This is a genomic window from Alistipes sp. CAG:29 (assembly GCF_000435435.1).
GTDB lineage: Bacteria > Bacteroidota > Bacteroidia > Bacteroidales > Rikenellaceae > Alistipes > Alistipes onderdonkii.
Window position 1 is genome coordinate 1 of the sequence record NZ_FR893467.1, and the last position, 13,189, is coordinate 13,189.

Here is a 13,189-nt window from a genome sequence, read left to right on the forward strand (position 1 = left end):
GTTCTACACCACCTCCTCGCCCGCGTTCTATGCGACGCTCGGCGTGGGTGCGGTGCTGATGCTGTTCTTCAATTCGCCGGGCAAGAACCCGCTGCTGAATTTCGGGCTGGGATTGTGGGATACCTATAATAACCTTACGGGTATCCTCTCCGACGTGTTGTCATATATCCGTCTGTTCGCCATCGGCCTCTCGGGCGGTATCCTCGCCACGGTGTTCAATGCGCTTGCCGCCGGGTTCGTGCCCGAAGGTTCGGGCATCATCGTGCGGCTGCTGATCATGATCCCGATTCTGCTGATCGGCCACGGCATCAACCTCTTCATGTCGACCATTTCGTCGTTCGTGCACCCGATGCGTCTGACGTTCGTCGAGTTCTACAAAAACGCGGGCTTCGAAATGTCGATGCGTTCGTTCGAGCCCTTGCAGAAAATAGATAATTCGGAAAACAAATAACAACTAAAACAAATTAAAATTATGGAATCAACAACTGCAATTATTTTGGGCTATCTCGGCGTAGCGCTGATGGTAGGCCTTTCGGGCGTAGCGAGCTGTATCGGTACTTCGATCGCCGGTATGGCATCGGTAGGCGCCATGAAGAAAAACGGAGGGGCTTTCGGTAGCTACATGATCCTGTCGGCTATCCCCGGTTCGCAGGGCCTTTACGGTTTCGTGGGCTACTTCATCATCAAAGGATTCCTTACGGATTCGATGACGTTGTTGCAGGGGGCCGCCATCTTCGGCGCCGGTCTGCTGACGGGTCTGGTCTGCCTCGCTTCGTCATACTACCAGTCGAAGGTGTGTGCCAACGGTATCGCCGCAATCGGCAACGGCCACGACGTGATGGGTAAGACGCTTATCCTCGCGGCATTCCCCGAGTTGTACGCCATCCTTACGGTGGCTGCCGTGTTCCTGATCGCGGGTGCGATCTAAACGGCCGCAGCGGCAAATCGCTCCGCAGGGCGGGACATTCCGGTGTCCCGCCCTGCTTTTTTCAGGGGTGTGGCTTGAATTGTACTTATATTGCATGAATTGATACTTGCCGAAACCCGGAAATGTGTAATTTTGCATTAACTCGAAAGTTCCGGGCAATTGTTTTTCCGTCGGGATGGGACAGTTACAAGTTTTTAAGTGGTATAATTAGGGATTCAGGCTCGGCTGCATCAGTAGCCGGGCTTGAGTTTGTTGGTGGGTTGACGGAAGGGAACGCCGTCTCCGGTCGGGCAGAGATTCCGGCATTGCCGGTAACATTGCCTATGCCTTATCCTGTGGCTCTTCGGGCACTTCGTCGACCTCCTGTTTGATCTGGGAGAGCTTCTCCTTGCGGTATACCTTGGGGGTGCAGCCGTATTTGGCGGCAAAGCACTTGAAGAATGTGCCCCGGTTGACGAACCCCGCCTTGTAAATGATCTCGTCGATGGAGAGCTTGGTCGAGGTGAGCAGCTGCTCGGCCTTGGCCAGCCGGTACTCCTTGATGATGGTGGTCGGGGTCTGGTTCAGGATGCCTTCCAGGCGGCGGTAGAGGTTGCGGATGCTGACACCCATCTCGTCGGCGATGAATTTCGTAGAGATTTCCGTGTTGGAAATGTTGTCGTTGATGATCTTCAGCATCTTGTCGATGAATTCCTTGTCGTCCTGGTGGAGCATCTTGCCGTCGGAGAGTTCGAAGGCGCTGATCGACGATTTGTAATAGTCCTTGAGCGAGCGGTTGCGTTTGAGCAGCTGCTCGGTCACGGCCTTCAGGTATTCGACGTTGAAGGGCAGCGTCAGGCAGATGTCGGCGCCGGATTCTACGCCTTTGATGCGTTCGTCGACCTGCTGTGCCGTCGAGAGCAGAATCACCGGGATATGCGAGGTCAGCTTGCCCTCCTTGATGAACTTGATGAGCGACAGGCAGTCCGATTTCTCCGAGAGCGCATCGCAGATGATGATGTCGGGGTGCATCTGTTTGAGCAGTTCGATCATCGCGTTCAGGCCGTCGGGCATTTTGATATTGTAATCCGGGGCGAACAGCTCAGCCACGAAATTCATGATCTCCGAATCGTCGTTGACCACGAACATCGTCCGGCGGTTTTTGTCGAACGTGAATTCGCGTTGCGTGACGGTCGGCAGCGGCAGCCCGTAGTTCGTGTCGATCGGCACGATGTTGTCGTTCACGGACGTGTTCTCGGCGGTTACTTTCAGCCGCGGCAGCCGCACGGTGAACGTCGTCTGGGCATTGGGGGTGCTTTCGACCGTGATCTGGCCGTGCATGCGGATCACGATGCTGTGGCAGATCGCCAGCCGCAGGTCGCCCTGGAACGAAAGCCCCCGTTCGCTCTTGCGCTCGAAATAATCCAGCACGCGGTAACGGTCGAAAATGGCCTCGATGTCGTCGAGGTTGACCCCGATGCTGTCGTTCGCGGCCGATATGAACAGTTCCCCGTCGTCGTTGCGGATTGTCAGGTTCACCGAACCGTTGTAGGGCGTGTGCTTGAATGCGTTGGACAACAATGTGTTGAGGATCGTCGAAAGTCCTTCTCGGTCGCTCGGCCATGCCAGGTTGCGCTCGATGTCCAGCTTGCAGTGGATGCTGTTCTGCTCGGAATATTCGCTGAAGGTCTCCGCGATTCCCTGGGCGATTTCGGCCACGGGTACCAGCTCGATGTTTTCATTCTCATCGTTTTGCGAGGTGCGGATACCGCGGAACTCGTGGAGCATGTAGATCAGGTCGTGGAGCTTCGACACGTTCTGCCGGATGGTCTGTGCGTATTTGAGGATATAGGAGTCCGATTTACGGTAGGTAATGATCTGCTGGCAGGGCCCCGAGATCATCGTCAGCGGCATGGACAACTCCTGTGTGATGTTCGAGAAAAATCGCATTTTCGATTCGTAGACCTCCTCTTTGCGCCGGCTTTCGAGGCGTTGCAGTTGTTCGGCCTTGCGTTGCCGGTAGCGGAGCAGGTAATAGCGCAGGGTCATGGTGACGGCGGCCAGCGCCAGCAGCATGTAGAGCAGCTTTGCCAGAAATGTGGCGTACCAGGCCGGTTTGAGGCGTATTTCCAGTGAATAGACGGGACTTGTCGCCCCGGTGATGTTATTGCGGTAGCGTACGTCGAGCCGGTAGGTGCCGGGCGGCAGGTCGGCGAAGGACAGCTTCGACGAAGTGCTCGTCCATTGGTCGCTGAACCCGTCCAGCCGCGTGTAATAGGTGTAGTTGCTGCCGTTGACGTAGTCGAGAGCCGATACCGTGATCTCGTAGATGCGCTGCCCGTGCCGCAGCGTCAGCGCGCCCTTGTCGGAGAGCAGGTTGCCGATGTTATGCACCCCGTCGTTGAGGCGCACGTCGCGGAAGAGGATCGGCGGGTTGAACGACTGTTCCTCGAAGCCGGTTTCCTCGACGGTGACCAGCCCGTTGATGCCGCCGAAGAAGAGCAGCCCCGTCTGCGGGTCGGTGAAGTAGGCCCCGTCGCTGTATTCGATGGTGTTCAGGCCGTAGGAATATCCGTAGGTCACCACGTTGCCCGTGTGGGGCGTGTACTGCACCAGTCCTCGGTTGGTGCTCAGCCAGAGGTCGCCCTTGCGGTCGTCGAGGATGCCGTGCACGGTGTTGGTGATGCCCGGGATGAGCGTCGTGTCGCGTGCGACCTGTATCAGTCCGCCGCTCGTGCCGAACCAGAGGCTCTTGTCCTGGGTCTGGTGGATCGTGAAGATGTCGTTGACGATGGCGCTGCGGTTGTGGTCGAATTTGGCGATCTGGTGCGTATTCGTATGCGTGTTGTAGCGTACGGCCCCGCCTCCGCGGTTGCCGAACCACATGATCGAATCGTTCTGCTCGTAGAGGGCGAAGAAGAATTTTTTGACCTCCAGTTCCTCGTTGAAGTGGAGCCGCTTGACCTCGCGGATTTCAGGATGGGTCTGCGATCCGCCGAGCGTGATGCGGAATATACCGCAGCCTACCGAAGCCACCCACAGGGTGTCCGGCGCCGTCTCGCGCAGCGTGTGGATGAACCGCATCTCCTCGGGGACGCCGAGGCGGTGGATCCTTCGGTCGGCATAGGAGTAGTAGTTCAGCCCGTCGCCGTCGGTGCCGATCCACAGCAGGTTGCGGCTGCTTGCGGCGAAAGTGTAGACCGAGTTGTCCAGCAGATCGCTGTTGGCCGTGGTTTTCTGTTCGACATGGGCTGCGTCGAAGGTCTTTCTGTCGTAGAAGTTGGGGATGCGCAATAATCCTTCTCCCTTGGTGCCCACCCACAGGCTGCGTTCGTGGTCGACGTAGAGCGCACGCACGGGCTTCGAAAGGTTGTAGGGCAGGTCGTTGAAGGTGATCGAGCGGAAAGCCACCGCATTGCGCGTGTACTGGTAAAGCCCCTGCCCGTCGGTGCCGATCCATACGATCTCCTGCCGGGCATCGCGCAGCAGCGTCATGGCGCCGCAGGTGATGTTGATGTGCTCCGTGACGTATTTTACGCTGTTTTGGGGGGTGGTTTTCAGACGGACGACGCCGTTGGTGTTGAACGACACGAGGTAATCGTCTCCGTCGCTGATGATGCGGGACACCTGTCCCATGGCGGCCAGCTCCTCGCGCATATCTTTTATATATATGATCTGACGGCTTTTGATGTCGAACTCGTAGAACACTTTGTTCCGGTCGATGAAATAAACCCTGTTCCCTTCGCGGAATGCGAATTCCGGGAGCGAAGGCAGGGCTATCTGCTGTGTTTCGCCGAATCGGATGTCCCCCTGCCCGTCGGCGGGAATTTTCACCGGCATACAGAAAATACCCTTGCGTGAAAAGCTCCACAGGTTGCCCTCGTCGTCGAGCACCATCTCCAGAATGTCGGCATACCGCCCTTGCTGCATCGGCCTTGTGGGGGCGAATTCATGGCGCGTGCGGTCGTAGTAGCTGAATTTGTTGTCCTGTGTGATGACGATCACCTCGTCGCTGCTGCGGGTGACGACCCGGTACATACCCTGGAAACAGGTGTGCGGTTCGACGTGCTTGCTGTCCGGATCGAACAGGTCGAGCCCGTAGTTCGTGCGTATCCAGAAAAGCGAGTCCGTCGTCACGGCGATCTCCTCGATGAGGTTGCCCGACAGTGGGGTATATTCGCCCCAGTCGTTCGGGAAGAGGCGCATGCGTTCGCCGTCCCACATGTTCAGCCCGTCGCACGAACCGACCCAGATGAACCCGTGTTTATCCTGTGCCAGCGAGAGGATGGCATTGTTCGATATACCTTCGCGGCTCGATATCTGCCGCAGGTTGCTGGCTTGTGCCGCTGTGCTGCACAGCAGGTGTATACAGACCAGGTAGATTATTCGTTTCATGGAGGGTTGCGGTTTGTGGAAATTTTATGTTGGTTGTGCAAATTTATGCAATTTTTTTCGTAAAAACAGACTAACCATTGTCATTTTGGGCATGAAAACAGACATATTTCGTATCTTTGTCCCCGGGAAATCCCCTCTGGAGCCTCTGTTTCGGCGGTGGCCGGTGGTAAAAAACGGAATATTTTGTGTTTGGCACGGATGTGTACTATTTCTTCATGGATACGGACTGCCGATCATTCCGGGTTTCCTAATTTTGTTAGCGGAAAACCTAAAAACCTTATTGCCCTATGAAAAAAATCGTACTCCTGTCGCTGTCTGTTTTCGCGGCGTTTTCTCTCTCTGCCCAGCAACCCCGCGACTGGGCGCAGTACGGGCGTTACGAACGGCAGAATGCCGCCCTGGCGGGTGAACCCGTCGAAGTGGTCTTCATGGGTAATTCCATCACGGATAACTGGATCGGGGCCGATCCCGACTTCTTCGCCCGCAACGGCTTCGTCGACCGGGGTATCAGCGGCCAGACGACCGCCGAGATGCTCGCGCGTTTCCGCCGCGACGTCATCGACCTGAACCCGAAGGCCGTGGTGATCCTTGCCGGTATCAACGACATCGCTCAGAACAACGGCGCCATCAAACTCGAAAACGTCTTCGGCAACATCGTCTCGATGTGCGAACTGGCTAAATTCAACGGAATCCGCGTGGTGCTCTGCTCGGTGCTGCCCTGCGACCGGTTTTCGTGGCGTCCCGAGATCAAACCTGCGGCAGCCGTCGCGGAGCTCAATACGATGCTGAAACGGTACGCCGCCGAACATAAGATCCCCTATGTGGATTACCATGCGGCGCTGGACAACGGCTCCGGCGGCCTGGACGCCCGGATCTCCCGAGACGGCTGCCATCCGACCCTGTACGGCTACACGCTCATGGAGCCGATGGTCGTCGAGGGGATCAACAAGGCCCTCCGTACGAAGCAGGCGCGGTATACCACCCCGATACCCAACGAATAACCGATAACAGATAATGAAGAAAACACTCCTCCTCACCGCTGCGACAGTTGCCGCATGTGCTTTTGCCGCCTGTGACCGGACGTCGCCGAGCCAGGCCCGCAACCTCGAGCGTGCCAAGGCTACGCTCGATTCGGTCTATGCCTCGTATGGCGTCGCCGACCGCTGCCTCTTGCGCGAAAACTATCCGTTCAATGCCGATTACAAGGCGGGTTATCTCGCCTCCGAAGACCAGGCGCGTCCGAATCCCTATTCCTACCTGTGGCCCTTCTCGGGAACGCTCTCGGCTGTAAATACGATCCTCGAGGAGGATGCCTCCTATCGCAGCGTGCTCGACGGCCGCGTGCTGCCGGGGTTGGCCGAGTACCTCGACACGACGCGGATGCCGGCGGCTTATGCCTCCTATATCAATACGGCTCCGGCGTCGGATCGTTTCTACGACGACAACGTGTGGCTGGGCATCGACTTCTGCGATATCTACGAGGCTACGGGCGACAAGAAATACCTCGCCCAGGCCGAGATGATCTGGAAATTCATCGAGAGCGGCACGGATGACGTGCTGGGCGGTGGTATCTACTGGTGCGAACAGAAGAAACATTCGAAGAATACCTGCTCCAATGCTCCGGGAACGGTTTATGCGCTGAAACTCTATGCCGCGACGGGCGACGGCCGCTACCTCGAGCAGGGCAAAGGGCTCTATGCCTGGACAAAGGAGCACCTGCTCGACACCGGGGACGGGCTCTATTTCGATAACGTGTCGCTCGACGGCAATATCGGCCGTGCGAAGTTTGCCTACAACAGCGGCCAGATGGTACAGGCGGGGGCGCTGCTTTACAAGGCTACGGGCGATGAAAGCTACCTGAAAGACGCGCAGCGCACGGCCGCCGCATGCTACGACTATTTCTTCGAGGAATTCACGCCCGCGGACGGTGAGGCATTCCGCATCATCCGCAAGGGCAACGTGTGGTTCTCGGCCGTGATGGTGCGCGGGCTCGTCGAACTCTATGGCATCGACGGCAATGCCGCCTATGTCGATGCCGTGCAGCGCAGTCTGGACTATGCCTGGGATCATGCGCGCGACGGGCGCGGGCTGTTCGAAACCGATTTTACGGGCGCGGACAAACAGGCTGAGAAGTGGTTGCTCACGCAGGGTGCCATGGCCGAGATGTACGGCCGCATGTCCGGCGTCGGACTGAAATAAACCGCACAAAACCTGCAACCTGATGAAACGAAAAATCTTCTTCATACTATTGGCCGCGGTATTCGCCGCGGGGATCGCCTTTGCGGAAAAGTTGCCCGTGGCAAAGGCTTTCCGCCCCGAAAAAGAGTTGTATAAAACATTCGCTAATCCCGACGCGCGCCATCGTCCCTATGTGCGCTGGTGGTGGAACGGCGCCCGTGTGAACGAGCAGGAGATCCTGCGCGAGCTGGACGTGATGCACAAGGCCGGGATCGGCGGCGTGGAGATCAACACCATCCAGTTCCCCGACCAGACCGCCGATACGGTAGGCTGTGCCGCGCTGACATGGCTGAGCGACGAGTGGATCCGCATGGTCAACGTGGCTGCCGACGGCTGCCGTGAGCGCGGCATGGTCTGCGACATCATCGTCGGCTCGGGCTGGCCCTTCGGCGCCGAATACCTTGCGCCCGAGGAGCAGGTGCAGATGCTCTATCCCGTTACGGTCGATGTCAAGGGCGGCCGGTTTACCATCGGCCGCGACGAGGTGCTGGGCATGGCCAACGCCCAAGTGGCCAATCCCCGCAGCAACCCGACCAAGGAGCTTCTGTTCATCCGCCTGATGCCCAAGCATGTCGCCCATTTCACCGAGGGCGTTTCGTACGACGAACAGGCCGGCAATGATACCATCACGGTCGATGTCCCCGAGGGCGAACATGTCCTCTACTTTTTCGTGAAGCTGAACGGCTATTCGCGTGTTATCTTGGGGGCTCCGGGCGCCAGCGGGCCCGTGGTGAACCACCTCGACGGTAAGGCCGTGGAGCGTTACCTCGATAAATTTTCCGATGCGATGCATTTCACCCGCGGCAAACTCAAGGGGGAAATCCGCGCGGCGTTCTGCGACAGTTTCGAGCTGGAAGGCAACAACTGGACGCCCGGCATGTTCGCCGAGTTCGAGAAGCGTATGGGTTACTCGCTCTATCCGTTCCTGCCCTATGTGTTCCAGCGTACCGGAGCCATGGGCGAACCCGTCCGTGAGGCTTACGGCTGCAGTTTCTCGCCCGAAGTGACGCGCGACGTGATCGAGCGTGTCCGCCACGATTTCTGGCACGTGCAGATGCAGCTCTTCAAGGAGAACTTCATCGACGTATACAATGCGTGGTGCCATCGCAACGGGCTCAAGTCGCGCATCCAGGCCTACGGCCACCAGCTCCATCCCATCGAAACGTCGATGTATCTCGACATCCCCGAATGCGAATCGTGGATACACGACGGTATCGGCCGGGTGATGGAGCCCAACCAGTACCTTTCGGGACGCGGTTACAGCATGGTCAACAAGTTCGTCGCTTCGGGGGCGTTTCTGGCCAACCGCAACATCGTGAGCTGCGAAGAACAGACCAACGTGGGCAATATCTTCCAGACCACGCTCGAGGAGGTCAAGGTGACGGGCGACCGCAGCAACCTTTCGGGCGTGAACCACTCGGTGCTCCACGGCTTCAATTACAGCCCCCGCCAGAAGGATTTCTTCGGCTGGATACAGTTCGGTACTTATTTCAACGAGAACAATACGTGGTGGCCTTATGTGCGTCCGTGGATGGATTACAAGGCGCGTGTCTCCGCCCTTTTGCAGAACAGCGTCTATCAGGCCGACATCGCCATCCTGCCGCCGCTCGAAGACCTCTGGTCGATCCACGGCATGCAGCGTGACCCCTATCCTGGCGTCACCTATCCCGCCTATGCCAACGACCTCTGGGAGGCCGTCCAGCAGAGCGGCAACGGCTGCGACTATGTCAGCGAGAAGGTCATCTGCCAGTCGTCCGTCGCGGGCGGCCGGCTCCGCTTCGGTTCGCGCAGCTACAAGACCCTGTTGCTGATGGAGGTCGAGAGCCTCGAACCCCGGACCGCTGCGCGCATCGCCGACTTCGTGGCAGCGGGCGGACGTGTGATCGCCATCGGGAAGGTGCCCCACAAGGGGCTCGGCTTCCGCGATGCCGCGGCGAAGGATGCCCGTGTGAAGGCGATCATCGACCGTGTCGTGACGACCTGGCCCGACCGTTTTGTCCGTGTCGATGCCCCGCAGGGGGATATGCTCGGCTGGTACCGCACCTTGCAGGCGGAATACGGCCTGACCCCTTATGCGAAAATCTCCGACCTCGACCGTTTTATGATGATGAACTATTACAAGTCGGGCGACAGGGATATCTATTTCGTCGTCAACTCTTCGATCGAACGTTCCATGCAGACCCGGCTCGAATTTCCCGCCGAGGTAGCTGCCAAGCAGGCCTGGGTCTGGGATGCCGAGACGGGCGTGCGGCATATGCTCGACATGCGGAACGGTACGCTGGAGTTGTGCCTGACGCCTGCCGAGGCGAAATTCATCGTCTTCGAGAAAGACCGCGGCGGCCAAATGCTGCCCGCACCTGCACCCCGCAGCGCGAACCCCATTGCCCTCAACGGCATCTGGGATGTCAGGGCCACGCACCAGGTGGATAAGAGTACCCGGGAATTCTCCCTGACCGACCTCGTGGATCTGCACAGCCTGCCGTTCCCCTGGTTGCAGAGCTTCGCCGGCACCATCGAATACACCCGCACGGTCGATGTCGAAGATCCGGCGGCCTACCATACGCTCGATGCCGGCCTTACGCATAACGGCATCACCGAACTTTTCGTCAACGGCGAGCCTGCGGGCGTGCGCTGGTACGGTGCACGTACGTTCGACGTAGCGGGCAAACTCCGTAAGGGCACGAATGTCCTGACGATCCGTGTTACCACAGTGCTGACCAACTATGCCAAGGCCCGTGCCGCAGATACTCCGACGGCTGCCCGCTGGGAATGGGCGCAGCGGCTCAATAAGGAACTCGGCCTGCGCGGCCCCGTAACCCTGTACTGATAACTTAAAACCCTAATAAAGTAATTCTGTAAACGACTATGAAAAACAAAAACATCTCCCGGGCTTGCCTTGCTGCGGCCCTCGTCATGGCCGGTACGGTTTCGGCACACGCCTCGGCGCTCCGCAGCAGTGCTCCGGAAACCGAAGCCGCGGTTATGATTATGGACAATACGCGTATGGCCAGGCCCAAAGCGAAGATCGTAAAAGAATATGCCCCGACCAACCGTCCGGCCGAGTCCGAGCGTCTGTTCCGCTCCGAGGCCGTCGAGGCCGAGATCGCGCGCATCAAGGGCGTGCTCTCCAATGCCAAGCTGGCCTGGATGTTCGAGAACTGTTTTCCCAACACGCTCGACACGACGGTGCGCTACCGCAAGGATGACAACGGCAGGGACGATACGGTGGTTTATACCGGCGACATCCATGCCATGTGGCTCCGTGACTCGGGTGCGCAGGTGTGGCCCTACCTCCAGCTGGCCAACAAGGACGAGCACCTGCGCAGTATGCTGGCCGGCGTGATCCGCCGCCAGTTCAAGTGCATCGAGCTCGATCCCTATGCCAATGCGTTCCTCGACCCCTACGACCCGAACCCCGACCATCAGTGGATGAGCGACCAGACCCAGATGCGCCCCGAACTGCACGAACGCAAGTGGGAGATCGACTCGCTGTGTTATCCGTTGCGTCTGGCCTATGAATACTGGCTGGTGACGGGCGACGACTCGGTGTTCGACGAACATTGGATGGCGGCCATCAGGAACATACTCAAGACCTTCCGCGAGCAGCAGCGCAAGGAGGGTGTCGGCCCCTATACGTTCATGCGTGTGACCGACCGCCAGCTCGATACGGTCTGCAACATGGGCAAGGGCAATCCGGTGAATCCCGTCGGGCTGATCGCTTCGGTATTCCGTCCCTCGGACGATGCGACGACGTTCCTCTTTCTCGTGCCTTCGAATTTCTTTGCCGTGACTTCGCTGCGCAAGGCTGCCGAAATCCTGACCAAAGTTAACGGACAGGCCGCGCTGGCTGCCGAGTGCACCGAGCTGGCTGCCGAGGTGGAGACGGCACTCAAGAAATACGCTACCTACAACCATCCCGAATACGGAACGATCTACGCCTTCGAGGTCGACGGTTACGGCAACCGTTTCCTGATGGACGACGCCAACGTGCCGAGCCTGCTGGCGATGCCCTACCTGGGCGATATGGACGTGAACGATCCGATCTACCAGAATACCCGCCGCTTCGTGTGGAGCGAGGCGAACCCCTACTTCTTCCGCGGTTCGGCTGGCGAAGGCATCGGCGGCCCGCACGTCGGTTACGACATGGCCTGGCCGATGAGCATCATGATGAAGGCCTTTACCTCGCAGGACGATGCCGAGATCAAGCGCTGCGTAGAGATGCTGATGACCACCGATGCCGGGACGGGCTTCATGCACGAGTCGTTCAATGTGAACGACCCGACGGATTTCACCCGCTCGTGGTTCGCATGGCAGAACACGCTGTTCGGCGAGCTGATCCTCAAGCTGGTGAACGAGGGCAAGGTCGACCTGCTGAACTCGATTACGGTAAAATAACAGGTTCGGTTTTTTTTCAGGAGGGCCGCGGGAATATCGCGGCTCTCCTGTCGTTTTTTTGCTATCTTTGTATCCGACCCAAATTATTATCATTATGAAGAAACGACTTCTGGCATTGTGCTGCGCATTGGCTGTGGCCGGTGCCGCTACGGCCAAGATCGTCGGTGCGACGTCGCCCGGCGGAAACCTCCGCCTGGAAATCGAGGTGGCTGACAAGATCAGTTATACCGTCTGGAGCGGCGCGGACAAAGTCCTCGATGCCTGTACGTTGTCGCTGACCCTGGACGACCGCACGCTGGGCGAGGCTCCCCGTTTGCGCAGCGTGAAACGCTCCTCGGCCGACGAGATGCTCGAACGCCGCAACCCGACGAAGGATGCCGTCGTCCGAAACTGCTATAATGCCGTGCAACTCAGGTTTGCCGGCGACTACGCGGTGGAGTTCCGCCTTTTCGACGACGGCGTGGCCTACCGCTTCGTCACCTCGCTGCCCGGCGAGGTCGAGGTGCTCGGCGAAGAGTGCCGGCTGGGGCTGCCCGCCGGAAGCGAGGCGTGGCTCTCCGAGGTGAACGGGTTCCGTTCGATGTACGAGGAGCCCTACACCCGCGTGGCGATGGCCGAATATACCCCGGCGGATAAGATGAGTTACCTGCCCGTGCTGGTCGGGATGCCGGGGGGCAAGAAGCTCCTGCTGGCTGAGTCCGATGTACGGGACTACCCCTGCATGTTCGTCAGGAGCGACGGACGGGGCGGTTTCGAATCGCTTTTCCCGCGCGTGCCGAAGGAGTACGGCCCCGATGGCGACCGCAGCCTGAAGGTGCTCTCCGAAGAACCCTATATTGCCCGGACGCAGGGGACGCGCACTTTCCCGTGGCGCCTTGCCGTCGTGGCCGGGGAGGATGCCGACCTGATCGAAAACGAGCTGGTGTGGCTGCTGGCCGCCCCCGCTGCCGATACCGACTGGGAGTGGGTGAAGCCCGGACTGGTGAGCTGGGACTGGTGGAACGGCATGCGCCTGTCGGGGGTCGATTTCCGTGCCGGGCGCAATACGGAGTCCTACCGTTACTACATTGACTTCGCAGCCAAATACGGCGTCCCTTATATTATCATGGACGAAGGCTGGTCGGCATCGACGACCGACGTATTCCGTCCCAATCCCGACCTCGACCTGCCCGGCCTGATCGCCTACGGCAAGGAGCGCAACGTGCAGATCGTGCTGTGGCTGACATGGCTCGCCGTCGAGAAGGACATGGAACG

General features: G+C 58.8%; 7 protein-coding genes and 1 pseudogene. 7 read left to right on the forward strand and 1 reads right to left on the reverse strand.

Features of this window, described 5'->3' with window-relative positions; all coding sequences use genetic code 11:
• A pseudogene (locus tag QVP03_RS07340) lies at window positions 1–451 on the forward strand (V-type ATP synthase subunit I); the annotation flags it as partial.
• Window positions 452–472: 21 nt separating this feature from the next.
• The gene (locus QVP03_RS07345; RefSeq protein WP_022332863.1) at window positions 473–928 is read left to right on the forward strand and encodes an ATP synthase subunit C; all 456 of its coding nucleotides are present in this window, start codon (window positions 473–475) and stop codon (window positions 926–928) included.
• Between the two features lie 321 nt (window positions 929–1,249).
• Here QVP03_RS07345 and QVP03_RS07350 read toward each other — a convergent pair whose 3' ends face one another.
• Complete coding sequence (locus tag QVP03_RS07350) at window positions 1,250–5,302, reverse strand: two-component regulator propeller domain-containing protein (RefSeq protein ID WP_022332864.1); 4,053 nt, start codon at window positions 5,300–5,302, stop codon at window positions 1,250–1,252.
• A 287-nt stretch (window positions 5,303–5,589) separates the two neighbouring features.
• On the opposite strand from QVP03_RS07350, the gene QVP03_RS07355 reads away from it, so the two are divergent.
• From QVP03_RS07355 to QVP03_RS07375, 5 genes are all read left to right on the forward strand, one after another.
• Complete coding sequence (locus QVP03_RS07355) at window positions 5,590–6,303, forward strand: GDSL-type esterase/lipase family protein (RefSeq protein ID WP_022332865.1); 714 nt, start codon at window positions 5,590–5,592, stop codon at window positions 6,301–6,303.
• A 13-nt stretch (window positions 6,304–6,316) separates the two neighbouring features.
• Window positions 6,317–7,501 carry a glycoside hydrolase family 76 protein gene (locus QVP03_RS07360; protein ID WP_022332866.1) on the forward strand — a complete coding sequence of 395 codons (1,185 nt, stop codon included), beginning with the start codon at window positions 6,317–6,319 and terminating at the stop codon, window positions 7,499–7,501.
• A gap of 22 nt (window positions 7,502–7,523) precedes the next feature.
• On the forward strand, window positions 7,524–10,367 hold the full coding sequence (locus QVP03_RS07365; RefSeq protein WP_022332867.1) for a glycosyl hydrolase: 2,844 nt from the start codon (window positions 7,524–7,526) through the stop codon (window positions 10,365–10,367).
• A gap of 38 nt (window positions 10,368–10,405) precedes the next feature.
• Window positions 10,406–11,935, forward strand: coding sequence for a glycoside hydrolase family 125 protein (locus tag QVP03_RS07370; protein WP_022332868.1), 1,530 nt, complete (start codon window positions 10,406–10,408; stop codon window positions 11,933–11,935).
• 94 nt (window positions 11,936–12,029) lie between these two features.
• Window positions 12,030–13,189, forward strand: a 1,160-nt coding sequence (locus QVP03_RS07375; protein WP_288210695.1) for a glycoside hydrolase family 97 N-terminal domain-containing protein, incomplete at its 3' end; no start/stop codon positions are given.